Here is a 24,218-nt window from a genome sequence, read left to right on the forward strand (position 1 = left end):
GGGTGAGGCTCAGGCGCCCTCGAGGATCGCGACGACGCCCTGGCCGCCGGCGGCGCACACGGAGATCAGACCTCGGCTGCCCGGGCCCTTCTCGTGGAGCATCTTGGCCAGGGCGGCGACGATGCGCCCGCCCGTGGCGGCGAAGGGGTGACCCGCGGCGAGCGAGGAGCCGTTGACGTTGAGCCGGTCGCGGTCGATGGAGCCGAGCGGGGCGTCGAGACCGAGACGGTCGCGGCAGAAGTCCTCGTCCTCCCAGGCCGCGAGCGTCGAGAGCACGGTCGCGGCGAAGGCCTCGTGGATCTCGTAGAAGTCGAAGTCCTGCAGGGTGAGGCCGTTGCGCGCCAGCAGGCGGGGCACCGCGTAGGCGGGGGCCATGAGCAGGCCCTCGGCACCGTGGACGTAGTCGACCGCGGCAGCCTCGCCGTCGACGAGGTAGGCCTGCACGGTGAGCCCGTGCTCGGCGGCCCACTCCTCGCTGCCGAGCAGGACGACGGACGCGCCGTCGGTGAGCGGCGTGGAGTTGCCGGCGGTCATCGTCGCCTGCTCGCCCTTGCCGAAAGCCGGCTTGAGTGTCGCGAGCTTCTCCATCGACGAGTCCGGGCGCAGGTTCTGGTCGCGGCTCAGACCGGCGAAGGAGGTCATGAGGTCGTCCATGAAGCCCTCGTCGTAGGCGCGCGCGAGGTTGCGGTGGCTCTTCATCGCCAGCTCGTCCTGGGCCTCGCGGGTGATGCCCCACGTCTTGGCGGTGATCGCCATGTGCTCGCCCATCGACAGCCCGGTGCGCGGCTCGGTGTTCGCCGGCGTCTCGATGCCGATGTCGGTCGGACGGATCTTGCTCAGCGCGAGGGCCTGGTTCTTCGCCCCCTTCGCGCGGTTGACCGCGAGCAGCTTGGTCCGCAGCCGCTCGCTGATGGTGATCGGCGCGTCGGAGGCGGTGTCGACGCCGCCGGCGATGCCGGACTCGACCTGGCCGAGGCGGATCTTGTTGCTCACGAGGATCGCGGCCTCGAGACCGGTGCCGCACGCCTGCTGGATGTCGTAGGCGCTCGTGTGCGGGTCCAGGCTCGAGCCGAGGACCGCCTCACGGGTGAGGTTGAAGTCGCGGCTGTGCTTGACGACGGCGCCGGCGACGACCTCGCCGATCCGCTGCCCGCCGAGGTCGTAGCGGGCGACGAGACCCTCGAGCGCGGCGGTGAGCATGTCCTGGTTGCTCGCCTGCGCGTACGGGCCGAACTGGCGGGCGAAGGGGATCCGGTTGCCACCGAGGACGGCGGCGCGACGCGGGAGGTTCGGGGTGGACGTCACGAAGGACTCCTCGGTGTGTCGTGGGGTGCAGCGGGCCGCGACCGGGCTGCCCGGGGCGGGTCATTTATGCGATACGGACGGTAGCAGGTACTTCTGGTGCCTGCTAGCGTCGAGCGCTGTGAGCACGACCACCGACGGACGCAGCGCGCGCTGGGACGCGCACCGCCAGCAACGACGCGTCGAGCTCGTCGAGGCGGCGCTGCACGCCATCCGCGAGCACGGCGCCTCCGTCGGGATGGACGAGATCGCGACCTCGGCGGGCACGAGCAAGACCGTCTTCTACCGCCACTTCACCGACCGCTCCGGCCTCTACCGCGCCGTCGCCGAGCGGGTCGACGAGCTCATCCTGCGCGACGTCGGCCGGGTCGTCGGGCAGAGCCTGCGCGAGACCGATCTCGCCGAGCTCGACGAGGACCCCCGCTCGCTCATCGCCGCGGCCGTGCGCGCCTACCTCCACCTCGTCGAGCGCGACCCCGAGGTGTACCGCTTCATCGTCTCCGCGCCGATCGTCGTCGCCGAGCGCACCGGCAACGCCGCCGAGGTCGCCGCCGACACGACCGGCCGGATGGCCCTGCAGATCGGCGACCTCATCGCCCAGGGCCTCGTCGCCCGCGGCAGCGACCCCGCCCCCGCCCGGGTGTGGGGGCTCTCGCTCGTCGGCATGGTCCGCGCCGCCGCCGACGCCTGGCTCGCCGGCGAGGTCGGCGAGATCTCCGCCGACGAGCTCACCGAGCAGCTCACCGACCTCGCCTGGCACGGCGCGAAGACCGCGTGGTCACCGGCACACCGCTCCCGGGCCTGAGACCCCCCGTCGCCCTGCCAGGATGCGGCTCATGGGTACCGCCGAGCAGATCCGGACCGTCCTCGACGGTCGATGGGGCGAGGTGCGCCAGCAGGTGCGCACCGAGCTCGACCCCGCCGACTTCGCACCGCCGCGCGACCTGCTGCCGATGGACGAGCACCGCCAGCGCACCCTCGACGCCGTCCTGCGGCTCGCCGGGACGACCGACTTCGCGCGCAACGGGCTGACCCGTGAGCAGGGCGGGACCGACGATCACGGGGCGTCCGTCACCGCCTTCGAGATGCTCGGCCACGCCGATCTGTCGGTCTTCGTCAAGGCCGGGGTCCAGTTCGGTCTCTTCGGCGGGGCGATCGCCGGGCTCGGCACCCAGCGGCACTGGGACGCCTACCTGCCCGGGATGGCCGACGGCTCGCTGCTCGGGTGCTTCGCGATGACCGAGACGGGGCACGGCTCCGACGTGCAGTCCCTGCTGACGACCGCGACCTACCTGCCCGAGAGCGACGAGCTCGAGATCCACAGCCCCTCGCTCGCCGCGCGCAAGGACTACATCGGCGGCGCGGCCCGCGACGCCCGTCTCGCGGCCGTCTTCGCCCAGCTCGTCGTGGACGGCGAGCAGCACGGCGTGCACTGCGTCCTCGTGCCGATCCGCGACGGGGACGGCACCGTCCGCCCAGGGGTCACCGTCGGCGACTGCGGCGCGAAGATGGGGCTGCGCGGCGTCGACAACGGCCGGCTCAGCTTCGACCACGTCCGGGTGCCGCGGCACAACCTGCTCAACCGCTACGGCACGATCGACGACGACGGGCGCTACCACTCCCCGATCGAGAGCGCGTCGCGCCGCTTCTTCACCATGCTCGGCACGCTCGTGCGCGGGCGGATCTCCGTGGCCGGCGGCGCCGGTGCCGCGACCCGCACGGCGCTGACCCTCGCCATCACCTACGCCGAGCACCGCACGCAGTTCCACGTGCCGAGCGGCGAGCGCGAGGTGCACCTGCTCGACTACCGCGCCCACCAGGCCAAGCTGCTGCCCCGCCTGGCCCGCAGCTACGCGCTGATGCTCGCGCAGAACGCGCTCGTCGAGCAGATGCACCGCATCGCCACCGGCGAGGAGGACGGCGAGGACGCCCAGCGCGAGCTCGAGGCCCGGGCCGCCGGCATCAAGGCGCTGACGACCGAGCACGCGACCCAGACCATCCAGGTCTGCCGCGAGGCGTGCGGCGGGGCCGGGTACCTCTCGGTCAACCGCTTCGCCGACCTCAAGGCCGACACCGACGTCTTCACGACCTTCGAGGGCGACAACACGGTGCTCCTCCAGCTCGTCGCGAAGGGGATGCTCACGAGCTACTCCGACGCCTTCCACGAGCTCGACACCCGCGGGGCCTTCTTCTTCGGCGCGCGCCAGGTCACCGAGGCGGTCATCGAGCGCACCGTCGGCGGGTCGATCATCCAGCGCCTCATCAGCGGCAGCCCGGGCCGGGACGGCGACGCGGCGCTCGCCGACCGCGGCGGGCAGCTCGACCTCTTCGAGGACCGGGAGAAGCACCTGCTCGAGACCCTGGCGATGCGGCTGCGCCGTGCGGGCGACGACGGAGCCGACTCCTTCGCGATCTTCAACGACGCCCAGCCGCACCTGCTGCTCGCCGCCCGGGCGCACGTCGAGCGCGTCGTGCTCGAGGCCTTCGTCGCGGCCGTCGACGCGACGCCGCCGGGCGAGGCGCGCGAGCTGCTCGACACGGTCTGCGACCTCTACGCGCTGAGCACCATCGCGCAGGACCGCGCGTGGTTCGTCGAGCACGGGCGCCTCTCGGCCCAGCAGTCCAAGGACCTGCTCGGCGCGGTCGACCGGCGGTGCGCACAGCTGCGACCGCACGCGCAGACCCTCGTCGACGCCTTCGCCATCCCCATGGCGTGGCGCGAGACCGAGCTGCTCGAGGACCTCGGCGACGTGAGCTGATCCCCCTTCGCCCTCCTGCGGGGACCGGGCGAAGGGGGACTCGGCTCAGCTGCTCGGGATGCTGCGGGTCGGAGCGACGTAGCCGAAGCGCTCGCCGTCGGACCACGCCTGGCGGTCGTTGCCGTAGGTCGGCAGCCCGCCGGCGCGGCGCAGCATCGCGGCGGTGTGCATGAGGTTCCACGCCATGATCGTCGAGTTGTGGGCGGTGAAGTCGCTGTCGAAGCCGACCGGCTGATCACCCTCCTGCTCGTCGCCGAAGGACGGGCCGGGGCCGATCTCGCCGATCCAGCCGGCGTCGGCCTGGGGCGGGATCGTGTAGCCGAGGTGGCTCAGCGCGAAGAGCAACGACATCGCCGTGTGCTTCACCCCGTCCTCGTTGCCGGTGATGATCGCGCCGCCGGCGCGGCCGTAGAAGACCGACTGCCCCTGGTCGTTGAGCTCGCCGGACATCGCGTACAGCCGCTCGACCACCCGGCGGCACACCGAGCTCTCCTCGCCCAGCCACAGCGGGGTGCCGATGACGAGGATGTCGGCGCGCTCGACCCGCGGCCACAGGTCGGGCCAGGCGTCGTCGGGGAAGTCATCGCGCATGTCGGGCTGCACGCCCGGGGCGATGGGGTGGTCCATGGCGTAGAGGGTGTCGACCTCGACGCCGGCGCCGCTCATGATGGCGCCGAGGCTCTCGAGCAGGACGCCGGTGTGGGACTGGGTGGAGTCCTTGGTCAGCGAGCAGTTGATCAGCAGAGCGCGCAGGTCGTCGTAGCGCGGCGCGGTGGGGGTGGTCTGGCTCATGACCTCAGGCTAGGGAGCATCCGCGCAGATGGGGGCCGTGCCGGCGCAGCACTTTCACAGCCGCGGCACCTACGCTCCGAGCACCGCCCTCGACCTCAGGAGGCCTCATGGACGGCGCGCTGCTCGTCGACCTCCTCGTCGTGGTCACCCTGCTCACCGCCGTGCTCAGCGGGTGGGCCCGGGGCCTGGGCCGCACGGTCGGGGCGCTCGCGGGAGCCGTCGGCGGCGCGCTCCTCGCCCTCGCCGTCGTCGTCCCGTGGGCCGAGGAGCGGCTCGGGCCGCAGACCTCGCCCACCCTGCTCGTCGTCGTCGCCGGCATCCTGTGCGTCGTCACCGGCGCCGCGCTCGGCACCGCGCTCGGCGGCCTGCTCCACCGTGCGCTCGCCCGCATCAGGCTGGGCTGGCTCGACGCCGCCGGGGGCGCCCTCGCGGGGTCCGTCATCACCGCCGTCATCTGGGTGCTCGTCGCGGCGCTCGTGCCGGTCGTCGGGTCGGCGACCGTCACCGACAGCGTGTCGAGCTCGCGGGCGCTCGCCGCCCTCACCCGCGTCGTGCCCGACGAGCTGCAGGACCGCACCGCGCTCGCCCGCGCCCTCGAGCGCAGCCAGCCGTGGCTCGCGGAGGTCGCCGGCAGCCCGTCGCAGCCCCCCTCGATCCCCGCCGTGGACGTCGACTCGGCCGCCCTGCAGAGCTCGAGCGCCTCGGTCGTGCGCGTGAGCGGGGACGCCCGCGCCTGCCGCAGCGTCGTCACCGGCAGCGGCTTCGTCATCGCGCCCGACCGGGTGATGACCAACGCGCACGTCGTCGCCGGGGTGGACGCACCGGTCGTGCGGGCGCCGGGCGAGCTGCCGGTGACCGGCCGCGTCGTCTACGTCGACGAGCGCCAGGACCTCGCCGTCGTCGCGACCGACGGCCTCGACGCCCCCGCCCTCAGTCTGCGCACCGGGGCCCGGTCCGGCGACGTCGCCGTCGTCGCGGGGTACCCGCACGGCGTGCGTCAGCTCCAGCTCGAGGCCGCGCAGGTCGTCGGCCAGCGCAGCACGATCGTCACGACCGACGGCCAGTCACGGCTGCGTCGCGTGCTCACCCTCGCCTCAGACATCCAGCAGGGCAACTCGGGGGGCCCGGTCCTCGGCTCCGACGGGCACGTCATCGGCGTCGTCTTCGCCAAGGCGGTCGCCGTCGACCGGGTGGCGTACGCGGTGCCGGCATCTGTCGCCGCGCCGGTCGTCGAGCGCGCGCCGGGGATGACCGAGGCGGTGCCGACGGGCAGCTGCACGGCCGCCTGATGGTGGGTCAGACGCGCTCGGCCACCCGCTGACGCGAGCCGAGCACCTCGTCCATGTGCTCCCGGGCCCAGTCCTCGAGGGCGAGCAGGGGGACGCGCAGCGAGTGACCGAGCGCGGTGAGCTCGTACTCGACCCGCGGCGGCACCTCGGCGAAGACGGTGCGGGTCACGAGCCCGTCGGCCTCGAGCCCGCGCAGGGTCTGGGTGAGCATCTTCTGCGAGACGCCGTCGACCCGGCGCCGCAGCCGCGAGAAGCGCTGCGGCCCGTCGGCGAGGATGCCGATGACGAGCACCGTCCACCGGTCGCCGATGCGGTCGAGCAGGGCGCGCGAGGGGCACCCCTGGACGTAGGGGTCGTACTCCTGCGGTGTCGTCATGTCTCTCCTGCTCCTGCGGTGCCTGCTCTGGCCCCTGCGTGCTGCTGCTGCGCGTGCTGCTGCGGTGGGTCGGTGCGGCTCGAGCGGGGCGACGGCGGCGCGACGGTGACCGCCCGGTGACCTAGTCACCGCCAGGTGCCTTCTTCCCCTTCGGTACCAGGTCACCTACGGTAACCAATGGAGCGGCCCGGCACCAGGCCCGGCCGCGCTGACCCACCAAGGAGCACACCCATGACCCGCATCACCGTCCTCGGGGGCACCGGCTACACCGGTCGCCACATCGCCGTCACCGCCGCGGCGAAGGGGCACGACGTCACGACGTGGAGCCGCAGCGCCCCGGCCGAGCCGGTCGAGGGCGCCACCCACCGCACCGGTGACCTCTCCGACCCGGCCGTCGTCGCCGCCGCGGTCGAGGGCGCCGACGTCGTCGTCTCCGCGGTCTCGCCGCGCGGCGAGCTCGCGGAGCAGGGCGCGCTGCGCGGGATCCTCGCGACCGCGGCGCGGCAGGCCCAGGAGCGCGGCGTCCGCCTCGGCGTCATCGGCGGCGCCGGGTCCTTGCACGTCGCCGAGGGCGGCCCGCTCCTCGTCGACACCCCGGACTTCCCGGAGGCCTTCGCCCCGGAGGCCCGCGAGCTCACCGCGGTTCTCGAGGACCTGCGCGCCTCCGACGAGGCGCTCGACTGGTTCTTCCTCTCCCCCGCCGCGGGCTTCGGCGCGTACGCCCCCGGAGAGGCGACGGGCAGCTACCGCACCGGCGGCGATGTGCTGCTCGCCGACGAGCAGGGCGAGTCCTTCATCTCCGGCGAGGACCTCGCTCTCGCCGTCGTCGACGAGATCGAGCAGCCGGCGCACCGCCGCGCCCGCTTCACCGTCGCGTACTGACCGACCGGGGTCCTGGCGCGCGCCGTCCCTGTGCGCGCCGGCCCCCCGGTCGCAGGTCAGCGGTCGCAGGTCAGCGGACCCCGAGGACCCGGTGCTCGCGGATCGACATGACGAGGGCCACCACCCAGCCGACGACGGTCCAGCCGAGGAGCAGGTTCACCCAGAAGACGCTCCACGTGTTGCGGTTGCCCCGCACCGCGGCGATCGCCCACGGCAGCATGTAGCCGGCCGTGACGACCGCGACGACGATCGCGACGAGCGAGCTCACGGGGCGGGACTTCTGGTCGGTGATGACGGTAGGCATGGGCCGACGCTAACGCCCGAGGGTGCGAGGAGGCTGGGTCAGCCCTCTCCCGTGTCCAGGCCCGGGCGAGCGGGCTGCACGAGGTCGCGCCGGGACTCCAGGCCGAGCTTGCGCAGGATGCTGCGCATGTGGGTCCGCACGGTCGTCACCTCGATGCGCAGGCGCTGGGCCATCTGGGGGTTGGTCAGCCCGTCGAGGACGAGCTGGAGGATCTGCGCCTCCCGGTCGGTGAGCGGCTCGGCCGGCGTGAGACGCGGGGTCGGACGGTCGGCGCCGGGTCCGAGGTCGAGCACCTCTCCCCCGGCGCGCACCTGGCGCAGGGCGGCGAGAAGCGCGTCGGCCGAGACGGTCTTCGCGACGAGGGCGTCAGCGCCGGCGAGCATCGCCATCTGCACGTCGACGGTGCGGGTGAAGGACGTGAAGACGACGACCCGCGCGGTGCTCGCCGTCTTGATCGAGCGGCACAGCTCGATGCTCGCGCGGATGCCCCCGAGGCGCACCGGGAGGACGACGACGTCGGGCTGCAGCCGGGAGGCCTGCGAGAGCGCCTCGGCGGCGGTGCCCGCCTCTCCGACGACGGCGACGTCGTCGTGCTCGCGCAGCATCGCCTGCAGCCCGCGCAGCACGACGGGGTGGTCCTCGACGAGGAGGACGCGGATCGGTGGGGTCACGCCCTCACCCCCTTCGTCGACGCCGGTGCGCACCGAAGATCTCACGACGACCGCCGTGGCGCTCCCGATGATCATCCCGAAGGGAGGATGGCACCGGTCACGCGGGTGCCTAGCGTGAGGAGCATGGCCCAGCAGAGCGTCCCCAGCATCATCTCCGGCCGACCCCGTCGGGTCGGCGTCGTCGTCGTCGGGGCGGGGGTGGTGGGCGCGAGCGTCGCCCGAGACCTCGCGCGGCGCGGCACCGAGGTCGTCGTCGTCGACGGCGCCCCGGGCATCGGCGGTGGGTGCTCCTACGCCAACGCCGCGATCCTCGCCCCCGGCCACGTGACGCCCCTCGCGACGCCCGCGCTGCTGCGCGAGGCACCGGTGCAGATGCTGCGTCGCCCGGCGGCCGTGGCCGTGCGGCCCGCGCGGGGTCTGGCTCCCTGGCTCGGGCGGCTCGCGGCGTCCGCCGCGCCGCACCGCTCCGGTCCCGGCGGCCACCTCTTGCGCGCGCTGGCCCACGAGAGCACGACGCTGCACCGCGACCTCGCCGACCGCGGTCTCAGCCCGACCCTGCGACGGACCGGCGCGGTCGACGTCTACCTCCGCGAGGCCCGGGGAGCGGCCCTCTCGCCGGAGCAGCTGCGCGCGCTCGAGCCGATGCTCGGCGAGGTCGCGGGCGGGTCGCACGACGAGGACGAGTGGACCGTCGAGAGCCGCAGCTACGTGAGCGCGACCCTCGAGGACGCCGTCGCGCACGGCGCCGAGCTGCACTTCGGCACCGACGTGCGCGCGCTCGTGCCGCACGCCGACGGCGGGCACCACGTCGTCACCGACCGCACCACCGTGCACGCCGATCACGTCGTCCTCGCCGCGGGCGTCCAGTCCTCCGTCCTCGCCGCGCAGGTCGGCGTCGAGCTCCCCCTTCGCGGCGGTCGCGGCTACGTCGTCGACGTCGCCGCCACCGAGTCCGACCTGCGCATGCCCGTGCGGATCAAGGAGCACCGCGTCGTCGTCACCCCGCTCGAGGACCGGGTGCGGGTGTGCGGGTCGATCGAGTTCGGCGACGAGTCCCGACCGGCCGACCTGCGCCGCGCCGACGCGCTGCTCGAGGTCGCGACGCGGGTGCTCCCGGACCTCGCCGGTCGAGAGGTGCTCGACCGGTGGGCCGGCGAGCGCCCGTGCACCCCGGACGGGATGCCGCTCGTCGGCACCTCGCGGGTCGCCCCGGGCCTGGCGGTCGCGACCGGCCACGGCATGTGGGGGATGATCCTCGCCCCCGTCACCGCACGCCTGATCACCGAGGCGCTCCTCGACGGCACCGCCCTGCCGACCGACGGGTGGCTGCACCCCGACCGCTTCACCCGCGGGTCTCACCGACGGGCCCTGCTCGGTGGGGCACGCGCCGGCCTGGCACGACGCGGGCGGGTCGACGGCGACGCCCGCGCCGCCTCCTAGACTGCGGACGCGGTGCGCCCCGGCACCCCCTGAGCGCGAGGTGTGAGGCCGACGTCCACGAGCCCCGACGCGTCCTGGCGCGGTCACGACCGCGGCAGCCGCGAGTACCGCCGCATCCTCGTCGCCCTGCTCGGGGCGGGTGTCGCCACCTTCGCCCAGCTGTACTCGCCGCAGGGCGTGCTCCCCCTCCTCGCGGGCGACCTCGACATCGACCCCGCGCGGGCCAGCCTGTCGATCTCCGCCGCGACGACGGGGCTGGCGCTGTCGGTGCTGCTATGGTCGGTGCTCGCCGACCGGGTCGGTCGGGTGAGCGCGATGCGTCTCGCCCTCGTCAGCGCGACGGTCCTCGGGCTCGTCATGCCGTGGTGCCCGTGGTTCGAGGCGCTCGTCGTCGTCCGGGTGCTCGAAGGGGTGGCCCTCGGCGGCATCCCGGGCATCGCCGTCACCTATCTCAGCGAGGAGGTCTCGGCCCGCTCCGCCGCCGTCGCCGCCGGGACGTACGTCTCGGGCACGACCGTCGGGGGGCTGCTCGGCCGGCTCGTCGCGGCACCCGTGGCGGACGTGGCCGGCTGGCGGGTCGGGACCTTCGCCGTCGCCGTGCTCGCGGCGGTGGCGACGGCGGTCTTCTTCGCCGTCACGCCCCCGCCGCAGGGGTTCCGCCCACGGCGCTCGTCGGTGGGGACGACCCTGCAGGCGGTGAGCCGGCACCTGCGCGACCGGCACCTCGTCGCGCTCTACGCGCAGGGGCTGCTGCTCATGGGCGGCTTCGTCGCCGTCTACAACTACCTCACCTTTCGGCTCGAGGCCCCGCCCTTCCTCGTCCCGGTGGGCGCGGCGAGCCTGCTCTTCCTCGCCTACCTCGCGGGCACCCTCAGCTCTCGCGTCGCCGCAGGCCTCGTCGCCCGGCTCGGACGACGAGCGGTGCTGCTCGCCTCGACCGGGGTCATGGTCGCGGGCACCCTCGTCACCCTCGCCGACTCGCTCCTCGTCGTCGTCATCGGCCTCGTCGTGCTCACCGCGGGGTTCTTCGGGGCCCACTCGGTGGCGTCGGGGTGGTCGGGCACGGCCGCTCGCGGCGACCGCTCGCAGTCCACCTCGCTGTACACGCTGTGCTACTACGGCGGGTCGAGCATCTTCGGCTACCTCGGCGGGCTCGCCTGGAGCGCGCTGGGCTGGGGCGGTCTCGTGACGATGGTCGTCGCGCTGTGCTGCGCCGCCGCCCTCTGGGCGGCGCTGGGCACCCGGGAGGACCTGCCCCGATCGGGCTGACGCGACGCCCGACCCGTGCCAGCATCGAGTCATGGAGCTGGCCGTCGAGCTGAGCGACGTCGTCAAGACCTTCGGGCGGGCCCGGGCGCTCGACGGGTTGGACCTGCAGGTGCGCACGGGCGAGGTCCACGGCTTCCTCGGGCCCAACGGCGCGGGCAAGTCGACGACGATGCGGGTGCTCCTCGGCCTCATCCGCGTCGACAGCGGCAGGGCGCGCCTCCTCGGGTCCGACCCGTGGCCGGACCCGGCCGCGCTGCACCGGCGGGTCGCCTACGTCCCCGGCGACGTCACGCTGTGGCCGACCCTCACCGGCGGCGAGGTCATCGACCTGCTCGGCCGGTTGCGCGGAGGTCTGGACCGACGGCGTCTCGACGAGCTGCTCGAGCGCTTCGAGCTCGACCCGACGAAGCGCACGCGCACGTACTCGAAGGGCAACCGGCAGAAGGTCGCGCTCGTCGCCGCCCTCGCCGGCCGCGCCGATCTCTACCTGCTCGACGAGCCGACGTCGGGGCTCGACCCGCTCAAGGAGGCGGAGTTCCAGCGGTGCGTGCGCGAGGCCGCCGCGGACGGCGCGACGGTGCTGCTGAGCAGCCACGTGCTCGCCGAGGCCGAGGCGCTGAGCGACCGGGTGAGCATCATCCGGGCCGGTCGGCTCGTGCGATCGGGGAGCCTGGCCGAGCTGCGCCAGCTGACGCGCACGACTGTGAGCGCGCAGGTGGCAGCCCCGCCCGGGGCGCTGGCCGACGTGGACGGGGTGCACCACCTGCGCGCCGACGGCGACCGCGTGACCCTCGACGTCGAACCCGACCACCTCGACGGGGTGCTCGCCGCGTTGTCCGCACTCGGGGTGCGCTCCCTCGTCGCCCACCCGCCCACGCTCGAAGAGCTCTTCCTGCGTCAGTACTCGGACGCGGACGCGGACGCCCCTGGCGCCCCCGGCGACCGTCCCTCGGACCCGTCATGAACCTCGGGCTGACCGGCACCGGCGAGCTCGCCCGGCTCGTCCTGCGCCGTGACCGGGTGCGCCTGCCCGCGTGGGTGCTCGGCCTGGGCGGGCTCGTCGCCTGGAGCGCGGTCGGCGTGCAGTCCGTCTACGACACCCCGGCGAAGGTCGCCGGCTACGCCGCCACGGTCGGGACGAGCCCGGTGAGCCGGCTGATGTCCGGGCGTCAGGACGGTATCGACACGATCGGCGGGATCACCGCCAACGAGATATCGCAGGTGGCCCAGCTCGGCGTGTGCCTCATGGTGATCTTCCTCGTCGTCCGGCACACGAGGGGCGACGAGGAGTCGGGACGCTCCGAGCTCGTGCGCTCCGGGGTCGTCGGCCGCCATGCCGCGACGCTCACCGCCCTCCTCCACGCCGTCGTGGCCGCGCTCGCCGTCGGGGGGATCACCGCGGTCTCGATGCTCGGCGTGGGCCTGGGCACAGCGGGCAGCCTCGCTTATGCCCTCGGCCTGGTGCTGCTCGGCGGATGCTTCGCGGCCGTCGCGCTCGTCGCCGCCCAGCTGACGTCCTCGGCCCGCACCGCGCTGGCGCTCGCGGGCGCTGCCGTCGGCGTGGCGTACCTCGTCCGCGGTCTCGGGGCCATCCGCGACGACGCCCTCGTGTGGCTCTCCCCCTTCGGGTGGGCGCAGGAGATGCAGGCCTTCGGCACCGAGCGGTGGTGGCCGGCCGGGCTGCTCGTCGTCGCGACGGCCGCCCTGCTCGTCGGGGCGGCCTGGCTCGAGACCCGCCGCGACCACGGCGGCGCCCTCCTCCGCCCCCGCCCCGGGCCGGCCCGCGCCTCGCGATGGCTCGCCTCCCCCCTCGCGCTCGTCCTACGGGTCCAGCGAGGCGCGCTCGTCGGCTGGGTGGTCGGTCTCGCCGCCCTGGCCGTCATCTACGGGGCGGTCATCCCCACGATCCCCGACCTCCTCGCCTCGAACCCCGAGATCGGGCAGTACATCGGAGCGAGCGGGAGCGCGCAGGAGGCGCTCGTCGACGCCTTCGTGCGCTACGTCCTGCTCTTCCTCGCGGTCGTGTCGACGGCCTTCGGGGTGGCCTGCGTGACCCGGCTGCCCGGCGAGGAGGAGTCGGGCCGCGGCGGGCTTGTGCTCGCGGCGGCGGTCTCGCGCACCCGGTGGGTCGGCGCCACGGTCGCCGTCGCGTGCGCCGGCTCGCTGCTGCTCCTCCTCGCGTCGGGTCTGGGGCTCGTCGTGGGGTACGTCCTCGGCGGCGGCGAAGGGGTGAGCCCCGCCGAGGTCGTCGGCGGCCAGCTGAGCTATCTGCCGGCGGTCCTCGTCGTCGTCGGCGTGGCCGTCCTCCTCGTGGGTGCACGACCCCGTGCGGTACCGCTCGCATGGGTCGTCGTGGGAGCGGTCGCCGTGCTCGCCCTCCTCGGGCAGAGCCTCGGGCTGCCGGAGGGCGTCGAGCGGGTGTCCCCCTTCGCGGTGCTGCCGGGTGTGCCGGTCGAGCCCTTCGACCCGGTGCCCGGGGCGGTCGAGCTCGTCGTCGTCGCGCTCCTTGTCGGCGTGGGGACGTGGGCCTACCGCCGACGCGACCTCGGCTGATCGGGTCAGCCCGTGGTGGGACCGGAGCCTGTCCCGGTGCCCGCCGGGCTGGTCGCCTCACGGCACATCGACCACACGACCGGCCCGTCCGGGATCTCGGTCGACCCGGTGACGACGAAGCCGTGCCGCTCGTACAGGCGCACGTTGCGCGCGTCGGAGGTCTCCAGCGCGACCGACGACATCATGCCGTCGACCCGGCGCAGGCCCTCGGCAAGAACCGCTGAACCCAGACCGCGCCCGGCACTGCCCGGACGCACACCGAGAGTGGCGAGATCCCAGGCCCCCGCGGGCCGTGGGGGCAGGTCCGCGGACATGACGACGGGCAAGCGGTCGTCCATGAGCTCGACGACCCGGCCCTGCGTCGCGTCGTCGGGGTCCGGCGCGCCCGGCGGCAGGAAGGCGCCCACCCCGTGCACCTCGTCGTCGACGAGCACGACCCCGTGGCGCAGCGCGTGCGCCAGGTAGAGCAGCTGGAGCTCTTCGAGCCGGGCGAGGTGGTCGTCCGCGGGGATCGACCACCGCGTCCACGGGTAGTGCTCGAAGGCCCGCACGAGGGTGAGGGCCGCCTCGGGCAGGTCGACGGGGGTCGCTGGCCGGACGTCATGACTCACGCGGGCGACCGTACCGAAAGAACGCTCAGCCGCCCCGACGACCCCACCCTGCCTCCCCGCACCAGCCAGAGCTTGCCCGGCCGATCACGACACCCGCGCCTCCCCGACCCATCCCGGACCGGGGCCGGGTCAGAGGTGCCAGGTCACCCCGGTGCTCGTCACCGTCGCCATGAGGTCGAGCTGGTGCACCCGGGTGTGGTGCCGCTGGCACAGGAGGGCGGCGTTGCTGACGTCCGTCAGGCCGCCGCGGGACCACCAGCGGACGTGGTGCGCGTCGCACCACTGCGGCGGGACGGTGCACCCCGGGTAGGTGCACCCCTGGTCGCGGTGCCACAGGACACGCTGCTGGCCCGGGGTGAAGAGACGCACCACACGGCCCATGTCGAGCACCTCGCCGGAGCCGCCGAGCACGACGGGCACGATGCCGGCGTCGCAGGCCATCCGACGGGCCACCGACGGTGCGAGGACCTGGCCGGTCGCGGTCGTCGCTCCCCCGTGGGCGTCGTCACCCAGGAGCGTGGAGAGCGGGATCAGCACGTGGACCTGCGCCTTGTCGGTGCGGGGCACCTCGCCGGGCGCGGAGACGCCGCGACGGATGATCTCGAGGAGCGCCTCGGCACGGCGCTGCGCCGGGCTGCGCTCGTCGCACTCGCCCTCGGGCCCGGCCACCGGACCGGACAGCGCCGCGAGCGCGGCGTCGACGACGGCCGCTCCCTCGGGGTCGAGGACGACCCGGTAGGACGTGAGCCCTGCCGGTCCCTCGTGCCGGAAGAGCGCTCGTGCGGCACGCGCTCGGCGGTCGTCGTGCTCGAGGTCCTCGACCGGCCGCAGCAGGCGCCCGGTCCGGGTGACGGCCTGGGCGAGCTGACGCTCGGTGAGCCCGCTGATGCGCTCGTGCGGCCCGTGCCCGTCGGGCCCTGTCGGGACGACGTCGTCGCGAGCACCGTCGAGCAGGATGCGCATGGCCTCGGCGAGGGACTCGGGCTCGGCGACCGGCGCCACCTGCGTCTCGAGCCGGACGAGCTGGTCGGCCTTGGTCAGCGGGAGGTCTCCGGCCGTGAAGGCCGCGGTCACCTCGGGGACGCGGGTCTGCCCCTTCGCCACCCGCAGCACCCGGGCGACGTGGTGCACGTCGGGCGCGGGTGCTCGCGCTGCCTCGGATCGTGCCACCCAGTCGTGGGCTGACCACGACCGCTCGGCCGGCAAGCCGCGCTCGAGGCCCTCGCGGGCCACGGCGACCTCGGCCACGTCGACGAGCTGGCGCAGCTGCCCGACGAGGGCGAGCGCGTCGTGCACCTCGTCGTCGGCGAGCCGCCACGTCTCGTCGCCGAGGTCATGCTGCAGCTGCAACGACCGGAGTGCGTCGCGGAGCCCGGGGAGGACACCTGCTCCGCCCCACCGCGCCGTCGCGATCGCTGCCATGGAAGAACTCTGCCAGCGACCACCGACAGCGCTGAGCCTCGTCGCGGCGGCTGGCACGATGACGCGATGACCTCGGCAGCTACGAGCCAGACCCGCCCGATGACCCCGGGCGACTGGCCCGACGTCGAGCGCATCTACCGCGAGGGCATCGCCACAGGGCTGGCGACCTTCGAGACGCAGCCGCCGACCTGGGAGCGCTTCGACGAGCACCGGCTGCCCGCCCCCCGCCTCGTGGCGACCGGCGAGCGGGGCGAGGTGGTCGGGTGGGCGGCGGTCACACCCGTGTCGACGCGCGAGGTCTACCGCGGGGTCGTCGAGCACTCGATCTACGTCGCGTCCGCGGCTCGCGGCCAGGGTGTCGGCGGGCGCCTCCTCGCAGACCTGCTCGCCGCGGCGGACGAGAGCGGGATCTGGACCGTCCAGGCGACGCTCTTCCCCGAGAACCTCTCCAGCCTGGCCCTGCACCACGCCCACGGCTTCCGCACCGTGGGCACGAGGGAGCGGATCGCCCTCATGACGCACGGCCCCCTCGCCGGCACGTGGCTCGACACGGTGCTCGTCGAGCGCAGGAGATGAGCGAAGGGGGCGGGTCAGGTGGTCTCGAGGCTCGCCGGCGCTCGCACCTCGACCGGCGCACGGGGCGAGATGAGCGCAGGCGCGGCAGGGTTCGCGGAGCATCAGGCGGACCGGACCGCAGCGAAGGGCGCGCAGCGCCCGAGCGAAGGGAGGACCAAGGCTCCGCGAGCCCTGCTGGCGGAGCGGCGGGGCGGGTGGTCTCGAGGCTCGCTGGCGCTCGCACCTCGATCACCGAAGCCTGCGCGCTGGCGCTCGCACCTCGACCAGCGAAGGGGGCGCGATCTCGGGGCCGAAGAGGGTGGACGTAAAGGGACTCGAACCCCTGACCTCTCGCGTGTGAAGCGAGCGCTCTAACCAGCTGAGCTATACGTCCGTGGTGCTGCCGCGGTGAGGCGGTGAAGCCAGTGCAGAGTACCTGGCGCTCTCCCCCTTCGTCACATCGGGCTACGCACCCAGCCCGGGGAGCATCCGCAGGTACTCCTCGACGACGTCCGGGGTCCACCCCGGGAGCCCGGTGACGAGGAGCGCGAGGTAGAAGCACAGCCAGCCGATCGCGACCGAGACCATGACGAGCGGGATCTTCGCGGCGAGGGGCAGGTGACGGGCCCACTGCTCGAAGGACTTCACCTCGGCCTTGACGAACTGCGTGACCCGGCGGGCCCACATGTACTCCGTCGACCACAGGAAGAGGCCGACGAAGATGACGACCCAGCCCGGGCCGACGAGGGGGACCATGGGGATGCCGACGACGATGAGCGCGAGCCCGGCGACGAAGACCCCGATGCGGTAGACCGGGCCGAGCACCGGGTTGAGGCGCACCGCGCGCCGCCAACGGATCGAGTCCTCCTCGGGGTCGATCGTCTGGTTCTCGCCGAAGCGCTCCAGCAGCTCCTCGCGCACGAGCTCGTGCTGGTCGCGCCGGATGGCTCGGTACGGACGACGGTGACCCTGCGCGTCGAGCCCGAGGCCCCGACGCTCCTCCTCCTGCTGCTCACCCCGCGTGGCCTCCATCGAGGTCACGGGTCCATCCGCTCGGCGGAGCGGGTCGCGAAGATCGCCGCCGCCTGGTCGGTGACCGGGGTCTGCGTGGCCAGCGCACGTCCGTCGACGGTCGCGATCGGCTGGACGTCGCGCATCGTGTTCGTGAGGAAGGCCTCGTCGCTCGTCTCCATCGCGTCCGCCGGCAGGGTCTCCTCGCGGACCTCGAGACCGGCCTCGCGGCACCACTCGATCGTCACGGCACGGGTGATGCCGGCCAGGCAGCCCGACTCGAGCGGCGGGGTGAGGACGACGCCGTCACGGACGACGAAGACGTTCGACCCCGTGCCCTCGCACAGCTCGCCGCGGGTGTTGAGGAAGATCGCCTCGTCGGCGCCCTGGCTCTTCGCCCGGGCGAGCGCGATGACGTTCTCCGCGTAGGACGTCGTCTTCAGCCCCGCGGTCGCCGCGCGCTCGTTGCGCGTCCACGGCACGGTCGCGACGTGGGCGTGGCTCGGCAGCGGCGAGGCGGGCACGAGGCCCACGACGTAGGTGAGCGGGGTGTCCGAGCGGTCCGAGCCGAGCGGCCCGACTCCCCCGGTGACCGTCCAGCGCAGCCGGCCCAGCGGCATGGGGCCGCCGGCGGCGAGCACCGCCTCGACACCCTCGTCGAGGTGGTCGGCGTCGAAGCCCGTGAGCCCGAGGCCCTCGAGCGTGCGCTCGAGCCGGCGCAGGTGACGGGTGCGCCCGAAGACGACCCCGTCGACGACCTTGCACGTCTCGAAGCCCCCGTCACCGACGGTCAGACCGTGGTCGAGCGCAGTGAGAGATGCCTGCCCCCCGTCCACGAGCTCGCCGTTGACCCAGACCGTGACACCCATGCTCATACCCCAACTCTTCCAGATGACAGACCGACGAGCCTGCCCGCCTTGAGCTCGGTCTCGCGCCACTCCTGGCCCGGGTCCGACCCCCACGTGATGCCGGCGCCCGTGCCGAAGCGCAGGACGCGCCCGGCGGGCCCCTGCTCGGCGTAGAACGTGCGGATGCCCACCGCGAGTTCCCCCCGTCCCGCGTCGGCGTCGACCCACCCGATCGCGCCGCAGTACGGACCCCTCCGGACCGGCTCGAGCTCACGGATCACCTGCAGCGCAGAGGACTTCGGCGCACCGCTCACCGACCCGGGCGGGAAGGTCGCCCCGACCAGCTCGGCCCACCCGACACCCGGTCGCAGCCGGGCCGCGACGTCGCTCGTGAGGTGGAGCAGGCCCGGGTGCTCCTCGAGCGCGCACAGCGCCTCGACGTCGACCGTGCCGGGGACGGCGACATGGCTGATGTCGTTGCGCACGAGGTCGGTGATCATGACGTTCTCGGCGTGGTCCTTCGCCCCGAGGTCCGAGGGCACCCGCCCGGTCCCCTTGATCGGGCGGCTCACCACCCGCTCGCCGTCGCGCAGCAGGTAGGCCTCGGGCGAGGCGCACACGACGTCGAGCCCGGCGGAGGGCACGTGGACCAGCCCGGCGAAGGGGGCGGGGTTGCCCTCCTCGAGCACCGCCGCCAGGGCGGGGAGGTGGGCCTGCGGCGCCAGGGGCGCCGTGAGGACCCGGCAGAGGTTGACCTGGTAGACCGTGCCGGCCGCGACGTGCTCGCGGACCCGCTCGACCCCGGCGAGGTACTCCCCCTCCGACATCGAGGACGACCACCGACCGGGCGGGACCCATCGACCCGTCGCCGGGGCGTCGGAGGTCTGCTCCGCCCGGGCGAAACGGACCGCCGTCACCTCGCCCTCGAAGGTCACGACGACCGCCCACTGGCCGCCGTCGTCGAGGTCGGCGAGGTCGGTGCTCACCGCCACGGGGTCGGTGAGCAGCCGGCGGCCGAAGCGGGCGTACTCCACCGCCGCAGCATAGGGGCGCCCCCGAGGCTGGACGGCGCACGCCGCTAAGCCCCACGACGGGGCCGACGTGTGGTGGGTTGTCCCCATGCCGGTCATCGGACACCACTGCAGCCACGAGCAGATCAGCCCCCGCCAGCTCCTCCTCGACGTCCAGCACGCCGAACGAGCCGGCTTCACCGCCGCGATGTCGAGCGACCACCTCGTGCCGTGGAGCGCGCGGCAGGGCGAGTCGGGCTTCGCGTGGAGCTGGCTCGGCGCCGCTCTCGCGACGACGGACCTCCCCTTCGGCGTCGTCAACGCCCCCGGTCAGCGCTACCACCCGGCGATCCTCGCCCAGGCGATCGCGACCCTCGGCCAGATGTACCCGGGCCGCTTCTGGGCGGCGCTCGGCTCCGGCGAGGCGGCCAACGAGCACGTCACCGGGCAGGGCTGGCCGCGCAAGGAGATCCGCGACGAGCGGCTGCGCGAGTGCGTCGACGTCATCCGCCGGCTCCTGCGCGGAGAGGTCGTCAGCCACGACGGCCACGTCGTCGTCGACCGCGCGCAGCTGTGGACCCTCGCCGACCCCGTGCCCCGTCTCGTCGGGCCGGCCGTCACGCCGCAGACCGCCGCCCGCCACGCCGACTGGGCCGACGGCCTCATCACCGTCAACCAGCCGGTGGAGCGCCTGCGCGAGGTGCTCGCCGCCTACCGCGACGCCGGCGGCCGCGGCCCGGCCCGGCTGCAGGTGCACCTGTCGTGGGCGCCCACGCAGGAGCAGGCCGAGGCGATCGCCCACGACCAGTGGCGCAGCAACACCGTCGGGCCGCCGATCGCGTGGGACGTCGACAGCGTCGAGGGGTTCGACGCCATCGGCGAGCACGTCACCCACGAGTCCGTCGCCGAGGCCGTGCGCATCTCGGCCGAGCCCGGGCAGCACGTCGAGTGGCTGCAGGAGTACCTCGAGGTCGGCTACGACGAGCTCTACCTGCACTTCGTCGGGCAGGACCAGCGCGAGTACCTCGACACCTTCGCCGAGCAGGTGCTCCCGCACCTGGGGCCGACCCGCCCCGAGACGACACCCGGCACGACCCAGCCCGACCCGAAGGGAGCCCGGTGAACCTCACCGACACCGCCGACCTGTGGTGGAAGCACGCCGTCCTCTACTGCGCCGACGTGCAGACCTTCGTCGACTCCGACGGCGACGGCTGCGGCGACCTCACCGGCATGGCCGAGCGTGTCGACTACCTCGCCGATCTCGGGATCACCTGCCTGTGGCTCATGCCCTTCTACCCGACGGCCGACCGGGACGACGGCTACGACATCACCGACTTCTACGGCGTGGACCCGCGGGCCGGCACACCCGGCCACATGGTCGAGCTCGTCCACCTCGCCCGCTCGCGCGGCATCCGGGTCATCGTCGACTTCGTCATGAACCACACGAGCGACCAGCACCCGTGGTTCAAGGAGTCGCGCAAGAGCACCGACAACCCCTACCGCGACTGGTACGTCTGGCGCTCGTCGACACCGCCAGACACCTCCGACCAGGTCGTCTTCCCCGACCAGGAGGACTCGATCTGGGAGCTCGACGAGCGCACCGGCGAGTACTACCTGCACAACTTCTACAAGACCCAGCCCGACCTCAACATCGCCAACCCCGCCGTGCGCGACGAGATCGCCCGCACCATGGGCTACTGGCTCCAGATGGGCGTGAGCGGCTTCCGCGTCGACGCCGTGCCCTTCCTCTTCGCCGAGGACACCCTCCCCGAGTCCGAGCGGAAGTTCCCCACCTACGACCCGCACGAGTACCTGCGCAGCCTGCGCCGCTTCGTCTCGCGGCGCGGGGGCAACGTCATGCTGCTCGGCGAGGTCAACCTCCCCTACCCGGAGCAGAAGCTCTTCTTCGGGGGCACCGACGCCGACCAGCTGACGACGCAGTTCGACTTCGTCGGCATGCAGGCGACCTACCTCTCCCTCGCCCGTCACGACGCCCGCCCGCTGGCCAAGGCGCTGCGATCCCGCCCGCGGCTGTCCGACGAGAGCCAGTGGGCGAGCTTCATGCGCAACCACGACGAGCTCACCCTCGACAAGCTCACCGACGACGAGCGGCAGGAGGTCTTCGACGCCTTCGGCCCCGAGCCGCAGATGCAGCTCTTCGACCGCGGGCTGCGCCGCCGGCTGCCGACGATGCTCGGCGGCGACATGCGCCGCATCCGGATGGCCTACTCGCTGATGTTCTCGCTCCCGGGCACTCCCGTGCTCTTCTACGGCGAGGAGATCGGCATGGGCGAGAACCTCGACATCCCCGGCCGGCTGGCCGTGCGCAGCCCGATGCAGTGGGACCCCTCGGGCGGCTTCAGCCAGGCGCCCGAGCGTCAGCAGGTCCGCCCGATGACCTCGGGCCCGTGGGGGCCGGAACGGATCAACGTCGCCGACCAGCGCGGCGACGTCGACTCGCTGTGGCGCTTCGTCTCGCGACTCATCCAGCGCTACCGCCAGAGCCCGGAGATCGGCTGGTCGCAGGTCGAGGTGCTGCGCGGCACGCCCCGATCCGTCCTCGCGCACGTGTGCCGCAAGGACGAGTGGCGCATGGTCGCCCTGCACAACTTCTCCGGCGAGCCGGTCGAGGTGTCGGTCACCGTGCCCGACCTGCCGGACGAGTGCTCCTTCGTCGACCTGCTGACGCCGGGCGCGCCCCGTCGGATCGAGCCCGGGCCGAAGGGGGTCCTCGAGACGACGATCGACGGCTACGGATTCCTCTGGCTGCGGGTCTGCTCCGCGCAGGACACCCGGGTGGCGTGATGGTGAAGGGGGAGCACGAGGGGTCCGCCGACGGCGAGGACGTCGCCCCGGGCGACGGGCGCGACGAGACGGCGACCGAGCGCTTCGACCGCAACTGGGAGGAGCTCCTCCAAGAGCTGCGGGTCGTGCAGACCGGCGTGCAGATCCTCGCCGGCTTCTTGCTCACCTTGCCCTTCCAGGCCCGCTTCACGGTGCTCGAGCCGCACCACCGGGTGATCTACCTCGTCGCCTTCTGCCTCGCGCTCCTCGCGACGGCGCTGCTCGCCGCGCCGGTGAGCGCGCACCGGCTGCTCTTCCGCCGGCACGCGAAGCGCGAGCTCGTCGCCTTCGGCAACCGGTGCGCCCAGGGCGGGATGGTCTCGCTCGCCCTCAGCCTGCTCGCCGTGCTCTACCTCATCGTCGAGGTGCTGCTCGGCACCCCGGCTGCGGTCACCGCGATCGTCGTCGGTGCCGCCGTCTTCCTCGCCCTGTGGGTCGTGCTGCCCATGCGGATGGGGCGGGCCGCCGGTCGTGCCGGCAGCCCGCCCCCTTCGCGGTCCTCGTCCTGATCGCTCAGGTGTAGAAGGGTCGGTCCTCGTGGGCCGGGTCGGTGACGTTAGGGTGGACGCGCTCGACCTCGTCGGCCGGGGCGTCGTAGACGCCGAGGACGGCGCCGTCGTCGGTCTCGATGACCAGCCGCGAGCGGATGCCGCGCTGGATCGCCTCGGCGACCGAGCGGGCGACGACCGTGGGCTGGTCCCCGGCACCGGTCGCGGCCATCGCCTCGTGGACGCGGTCGGTGAGCTCGTCCTGGGTGAGCCCGCCGGCCTCGCCGACGACACGGAGCAGGGCTGCGGCCTGGGCCCGCACCGCCTCGGTGCCGACCTCGCCGGCGATGGTGTTGAGGACGACCCGCTCGCCGGACTTCGAGACGTGCGGGTGCACCTCGGTGTCGTGCTCGGGGCCGTGGGTGGGGGCGACCTCGACGGTCTCGCCGTCGCGGGTCCCGCGCTCGTCGTGCGCCGCGAGCTCCTCGCGGCGTGGGTCCTGCGTCATCGCTTCACTCCCTTGTCGACGGTGTCCAGCCAGGCTATCCGCGCAGGTGCACGGATCGGCTCCGCGGAGCCCGGCTGTCCAGGGTGGCCTCACCACGCGGGGTCGAGCTGGTCCCCGAGGACGAGGGCGGTGAGCTCGCGGCGGCTGTGCACCCCCGCCTTGGCGAAGATCGCCTTGAGGTGGTCCTGCACCGTGTGGCTGCTCATGTGCAGCTGCTCGGCCACCGACCGCGTGTCCGCGCCCCGCACGACGAGCACGAGGACGTCGCGCTCGCGCGGGGTCATGCCCAGGGCGTCGACGACGAGCGGGAGCAGCTCGCGGGGGCGCGACTCCGTGATCGTCACGCCGACGAGGTCCCCGTCGGGCGAGCCCAGCGGCGTCGCGTGCACGGTGCACCACCGTCCGTCGGCCAGGCGCACCCTCGTCGTCGGGTGGTGCGCCCCCTTCGTCGCCCGCGTCGCCGCGGCCGCAGCGGCGAGCGACGCGAGCAGCCCCTCGCTCGCCTCGGCCCCGTCGCCGTGGTGGAGCGAGACGAGCTGCTCGACGCCTCCGGGCGAGGACAGGACCACCTCGCCCCGCGCGTCGAGGACGACCATCGTGGGGGTGGCGTCGTCGGTCACCGTGCGGCGACCGGCCCACATCCCGAGGACCCCGCGGCGCACGGCGCGGGCGAAGGAGGGGCACAGGGCCTCGACGAGCGCGACCTCCCACGGCTCGAAGTGCCCGCGGAGCCGGTAGAGGAAGACCGCTCCCCACGACCGGTGCCCGTCGGTGGCGAGCGCGCGCAGCTCGTCGGCGCAGCCGAGGACGGGACGCATGAGGTCGCGCATCCGTGGTGAGCGGGAGAGGTCTCCCCCGGTGACGTCGTGCACGCCGAGCGCGGCGCAGCCGGAGCGCGCCATGGCGAGCACCGAGGTGGGGTCGTCCTGGCCGTACTCGAAGCGCGCCCACTCGCGGTCGTGCGCCGCCCAGGCCACCGCGCAGCCCTCGCGCAGGCAGACCCCCGTGGGCATGAGCGACGCCGGGTCGAGGGTGCCGAGGGACCAGCCGTCGTGCGGCACCGCGCGCTGCAGCGACTGCATCGCCTCGTGCGCGAAGGTCTCGAGATCGACCTGTGCCCGCGCGAGGACGGCGACATCTGCCACCACGCGGTCGCGCACCAGATCTCTGTCCATCGACGACCACCTCCCGAACGGCGTCACCGGACCCCCAGCATTGTGGGGCAGGTCACCCTCCGCCGGGGCGGAATCGGACAAAGCCGCGGCTCGGGGATGGGCAGGCCCT

General features: G+C 73.7%; 24 protein-coding genes and 1 tRNA gene. 12 read left to right on the forward strand and 13 right to left on the reverse strand.

Translation table 11 applies throughout. The features are described from left to right. Window positions 1-9: 9 nt before the first annotated feature. Window positions 10-1,305 carry an acetyl-CoA C-acetyltransferase gene (locus LIV55_RS01690; protein ID WP_229298989.1) on the reverse strand — a complete coding sequence of 432 codons (1,296 nt, stop codon included), beginning with the start codon at window positions 1,303-1,305 and terminating at the stop codon, window positions 10-12. A 118-nt stretch (window positions 1,306-1,423) separates the two neighbouring features. On the opposite strand from LIV55_RS01690, the gene LIV55_RS01695 reads away from it, so the two are divergent. Continuing rightward, window positions 1,424-2,107, forward strand: a complete 684-nt coding sequence (locus LIV55_RS01695; RefSeq protein WP_068275547.1) for a TetR/AcrR family transcriptional regulator — start codon at window positions 1,424-1,426, stop codon at window positions 2,105-2,107. Window positions 2,108-2,138: 31 nt separating this feature from the next. After that, window positions 2,139-4,061, forward strand: coding sequence for an acyl-CoA dehydrogenase family protein (locus LIV55_RS01700; protein WP_229298990.1), 1,923 nt, complete (start codon window positions 2,139-2,141; stop codon window positions 4,059-4,061). A gap of 45 nt (window positions 4,062-4,106) precedes the next feature. Here the strand turns inward: LIV55_RS01700 and LIV55_RS01705 are convergent, their stop codons facing one another. After that, complete coding sequence (locus tag LIV55_RS01705; RefSeq protein ID WP_068275541.1) at window positions 4,107-4,853, reverse strand: flavodoxin family protein; 747 nt, start codon at window positions 4,851-4,853, stop codon at window positions 4,107-4,109. Between the two features lie 107 nt (window positions 4,854-4,960). Between LIV55_RS01705 and LIV55_RS01710 the strand changes: the two genes are divergently transcribed. Next, window positions 4,961-6,142: a MarP family serine protease gene (locus tag LIV55_RS01710; RefSeq protein WP_123091851.1), complete on the forward strand. Its 1,182-nt coding sequence runs from the start codon at window positions 4,961-4,963 to the stop codon at window positions 6,140-6,142. A 7-nt stretch (window positions 6,143-6,149) separates the two neighbouring features. On the opposite strand, the gene LIV55_RS01715 is transcribed toward LIV55_RS01710, so the two are convergent. Continuing rightward, window positions 6,150-6,518: a winged helix-turn-helix transcriptional regulator gene (locus tag LIV55_RS01715; RefSeq protein WP_229298991.1), complete on the reverse strand. Its 369-nt coding sequence runs from the start codon at window positions 6,516-6,518 to the stop codon at window positions 6,150-6,152. Window positions 6,519-6,749: 231 nt separating this feature from the next. Here LIV55_RS01715 and LIV55_RS01720 point away from each other — a divergent pair, with 231 nt between their 5' ends. Further along, window positions 6,750-7,400 carry an NAD(P)-dependent oxidoreductase gene (locus LIV55_RS01720; RefSeq protein ID WP_229298992.1) on the forward strand — a complete coding sequence of 217 codons (651 nt, stop codon included), beginning with the start codon at window positions 6,750-6,752 and terminating at the stop codon, window positions 7,398-7,400. 70 nt (window positions 7,401-7,470) lie between these two features. Here LIV55_RS01720 and LIV55_RS01725 read toward each other — a convergent pair whose 3' ends face one another. Both LIV55_RS01725 and LIV55_RS01730 read right to left on the reverse strand, forming a co-directional pair. Beyond that, window positions 7,471-7,704, reverse strand: coding sequence for a superinfection immunity protein (locus LIV55_RS01725; RefSeq protein ID WP_229298993.1), 234 nt, complete (start codon window positions 7,702-7,704; stop codon window positions 7,471-7,473). 38 nt (window positions 7,705-7,742) lie between these two features. Then, complete coding sequence (locus LIV55_RS01730; protein WP_191564390.1) at window positions 7,743-8,375, reverse strand: response regulator; 633 nt, start codon at window positions 8,373-8,375, stop codon at window positions 7,743-7,745. 123 nt (window positions 8,376-8,498) lie between these two features. On the opposite strand from LIV55_RS01730, the gene LIV55_RS01735 reads away from it, so the two are divergent. From LIV55_RS01735 to LIV55_RS01750, 4 genes are read left to right on the forward strand one after another with little or no spacing between them, the layout of a single operon-like run. Beyond that, on the forward strand, window positions 8,499-9,815 hold the full coding sequence (locus tag LIV55_RS01735; RefSeq protein ID WP_229298994.1) for an NAD(P)/FAD-dependent oxidoreductase: 1,317 nt from the start codon (window positions 8,499-8,501) through the stop codon (window positions 9,813-9,815). Between the two features lie 42 nt (window positions 9,816-9,857). Beyond that, a complete protein-coding gene (locus tag LIV55_RS01740; protein ID WP_229298995.1) occupies window positions 9,858-11,084 on the forward strand; it encodes an MFS transporter in 1,227 nt (408 codons plus the stop codon). A 31-nt stretch (window positions 11,085-11,115) separates the two neighbouring features. Continuing rightward, a complete protein-coding gene (locus tag LIV55_RS01745) occupies window positions 11,116-12,048 on the forward strand; it encodes an ABC transporter ATP-binding protein (RefSeq protein WP_229298996.1) in 933 nt (310 codons plus the stop codon). Then, complete coding sequence (locus tag LIV55_RS01750) at window positions 12,045-13,637, forward strand: ABC transporter permease (protein ID WP_229298997.1); 1,593 nt, start codon at window positions 12,045-12,047, stop codon at window positions 13,635-13,637. Before LIV55_RS01745 ends, LIV55_RS01750 begins: the two co-directional genes overlap by 4 nt. Before the next feature lie 5 nt (window positions 13,638-13,642). On the opposite strand, the gene LIV55_RS01755 is transcribed toward LIV55_RS01750, so the two are convergent. Then, entirely contained in the window at window positions 13,643-14,248 is a 606-nt protein-coding gene (locus tag LIV55_RS01755; RefSeq protein ID WP_229298998.1) for a GNAT family N-acetyltransferase, read from the reverse strand. A 129-nt stretch (window positions 14,249-14,377) separates the two neighbouring features. Further along, window positions 14,378-15,670: an HNH endonuclease signature motif containing protein gene (locus tag LIV55_RS01760; protein ID WP_229298999.1), complete on the reverse strand. Its 1,293-nt coding sequence runs from the start codon at window positions 15,668-15,670 to the stop codon at window positions 14,378-14,380. A gap of 66 nt (window positions 15,671-15,736) precedes the next feature. Between LIV55_RS01760 and LIV55_RS01765 the strand changes: the two genes are divergently transcribed. Beyond that, window positions 15,737-16,246 carry a GNAT family N-acetyltransferase gene (locus LIV55_RS01765; protein WP_229299000.1) on the forward strand — a complete coding sequence of 170 codons (510 nt, stop codon included), beginning with the start codon at window positions 15,737-15,739 and terminating at the stop codon, window positions 16,244-16,246. Between the two features lie 299 nt (window positions 16,247-16,545). Here LIV55_RS01765 and LIV55_RS01770 read toward each other — a convergent pair. From LIV55_RS01770 to LIV55_RS01785, 4 genes are all read right to left on the reverse strand, one after another. After that, window positions 16,546-16,619 (reverse strand) — tRNA-Val (locus tag LIV55_RS01770). A 71-nt stretch (window positions 16,620-16,690) separates the two neighbouring features. Then, complete coding sequence (locus LIV55_RS01775; protein WP_224766860.1) at window positions 16,691-17,257, reverse strand: PGPGW domain-containing protein; 567 nt, start codon at window positions 17,255-17,257, stop codon at window positions 16,691-16,693. A gap of 5 nt (window positions 17,258-17,262) precedes the next feature. After that, the gene (locus tag LIV55_RS01780) at window positions 17,263-18,111 is read right to left on the reverse strand and encodes an aminotransferase class IV (RefSeq protein WP_123091864.1); all 849 of its coding nucleotides are present in this window, start codon (window positions 18,109-18,111) and stop codon (window positions 17,263-17,265) included. Next, window positions 18,108-19,118, reverse strand: a complete 1,011-nt coding sequence (locus tag LIV55_RS01785; RefSeq protein ID WP_229299001.1) for a chorismate-binding protein — start codon at window positions 19,116-19,118, stop codon at window positions 18,108-18,110. The genes LIV55_RS01780 and LIV55_RS01785 overlap by 4 nt, the downstream gene beginning before the upstream one ends. 85 nt (window positions 19,119-19,203) lie before the next feature. Here LIV55_RS01785 and LIV55_RS01790 point away from each other — a divergent pair, with 85 nt between their 5' ends. Genes LIV55_RS01790 through LIV55_RS01800 form a run of 3 tightly spaced genes read left to right on the forward strand, consistent with a single transcriptional unit; the run spans window position 19,204 to window position 22,447 of the window. Continuing rightward, on the forward strand, window positions 19,204-20,217 hold the full coding sequence (locus tag LIV55_RS01790) for a TIGR03885 family FMN-dependent LLM class oxidoreductase (RefSeq protein ID WP_229299002.1): 1,014 nt from the start codon (window positions 19,204-19,206) through the stop codon (window positions 20,215-20,217). Further along, entirely contained in the window at window positions 20,214-21,899 is a 1,686-nt protein-coding gene (locus LIV55_RS01795; RefSeq protein WP_229299003.1) for an alpha-amylase family protein, read from the forward strand. The genes LIV55_RS01790 and LIV55_RS01795 overlap by 4 nt, the downstream gene beginning before the upstream one ends. Next, complete coding sequence (locus tag LIV55_RS01800; protein WP_229299004.1) at window positions 21,899-22,447, forward strand: DUF6328 family protein; 549 nt, start codon at window positions 21,899-21,901, stop codon at window positions 22,445-22,447. Before LIV55_RS01795 ends, LIV55_RS01800 begins: the two co-directional genes overlap by 1 nt. 4 nt (window positions 22,448-22,451) lie before the next feature. Here LIV55_RS01800 and LIV55_RS01805 read toward each other — a convergent pair whose 3' ends face one another. Together LIV55_RS01805 and LIV55_RS01810 are read right to left on the reverse strand one after the other, a co-directional pair. Continuing rightward, the gene (locus LIV55_RS01805) at window positions 22,452-22,934 is read right to left on the reverse strand and encodes a hypothetical protein (RefSeq protein ID WP_229299005.1); all 483 of its coding nucleotides are present in this window, start codon (window positions 22,932-22,934) and stop codon (window positions 22,452-22,454) included. 89 nt (window positions 22,935-23,023) lie between these two features. Further along, complete coding sequence (locus LIV55_RS01810; protein WP_229299006.1) at window positions 23,024-24,109, reverse strand: helix-turn-helix transcriptional regulator; 1,086 nt, start codon at window positions 24,107-24,109, stop codon at window positions 23,024-23,026. Window positions 24,110-24,218: the final 109 nt, after the last annotated feature.

This window comes from Janibacter melonis (assembly GCF_020567375.1).
Classification (GTDB): domain Bacteria; phylum Actinomycetota; class Actinomycetes; order Actinomycetales; family Dermatophilaceae; genus Marihabitans; species Marihabitans melonis.

What these genes read in the sequence shown, in the direction of transcription:
- LIV55_RS01805 (WP_229299005.1), bottom strand. Translation starts at nt 22,934, where the DNA reads ATGACGCAGGACCCACGCCGCGAGGAGCTCGCGGCGCACGACGAGCGC.
- LIV55_RS01710 (WP_123091851.1), top strand. Translation starts at nt 4,961, where the DNA reads ATGGACGGCGCGCTGCTCGTCGACCTCCTCGTCGTGGTCACCCTGCTC.
- LIV55_RS01735 (WP_229298994.1), top strand. Translation starts at nt 8,499, where the DNA reads ATGGCCCAGCAGAGCGTCCCCAGCATCATCTCCGGCCGACCCCGTCGG.
- LIV55_RS01700 (WP_229298990.1), top strand. Translation starts at nt 2,139, where the DNA reads ATGGGTACCGCCGAGCAGATCCGGACCGTCCTCGACGGTCGATGGGGC.
- LIV55_RS01810 (WP_229299006.1), bottom strand. Translation starts at nt 24,109, where the DNA reads ATGGACAGAGATCTGGTGCGCGACCGCGTGGTGGCAGATGTCGCCGTC.
- LIV55_RS01745 (WP_229298996.1), top strand. Translation starts at nt 11,116, where the DNA reads ATGGAGCTGGCCGTCGAGCTGAGCGACGTCGTCAAGACCTTCGGGCGG.
- LIV55_RS01765 (WP_229299000.1), top strand. Translation starts at nt 15,737, where the DNA reads ATGACCTCGGCAGCTACGAGCCAGACCCGCCCGATGACCCCGGGCGAC.
- LIV55_RS01725 (WP_229298993.1), bottom strand. Translation starts at nt 7,704, where the DNA reads ATGCCTACCGTCATCACCGACCAGAAGTCCCGCCCCGTGAGCTCGCTC.
- LIV55_RS01715 (WP_229298991.1), bottom strand. Translation starts at nt 6,518, where the DNA reads ATGACGACACCGCAGGAGTACGACCCCTACGTCCAGGGGTGCCCCTCG.
- LIV55_RS01790 (WP_229299002.1), top strand. Translation starts at nt 19,204, where the DNA reads ATGCCGGTCATCGGACACCACTGCAGCCACGAGCAGATCAGCCCCCGC.
- LIV55_RS01750 (WP_229298997.1), top strand. Translation starts at nt 12,045, where the DNA reads ATGAACCTCGGGCTGACCGGCACCGGCGAGCTCGCCCGGCTCGTCCTG.
- LIV55_RS01800 (WP_229299004.1), top strand. Translation starts at nt 21,899, where the DNA reads ATGGTGAAGGGGGAGCACGAGGGGTCCGCCGACGGCGAGGACGTCGCC.
- LIV55_RS01720 (WP_229298992.1), top strand. Translation starts at nt 6,750, where the DNA reads ATGACCCGCATCACCGTCCTCGGGGGCACCGGCTACACCGGTCGCCAC.
- LIV55_RS01760 (WP_229298999.1), bottom strand. Translation starts at nt 15,670, where the DNA reads ATGGCAGCGATCGCGACGGCGCGGTGGGGCGGAGCAGGTGTCCTCCCC.
- LIV55_RS01705 (WP_068275541.1), bottom strand. Translation starts at nt 4,853, where the DNA reads ATGAGCCAGACCACCCCCACCGCGCCGCGCTACGACGACCTGCGCGCT.
- LIV55_RS01780 (WP_123091864.1), bottom strand. Translation starts at nt 18,111, where the DNA reads ATGAGCATGGGTGTCACGGTCTGGGTCAACGGCGAGCTCGTGGACGGG.
- LIV55_RS01775 (WP_224766860.1), bottom strand. Translation starts at nt 17,257, where the DNA reads ATGGAGGCCACGCGGGGTGAGCAGCAGGAGGAGGAGCGTCGGGGCCTC.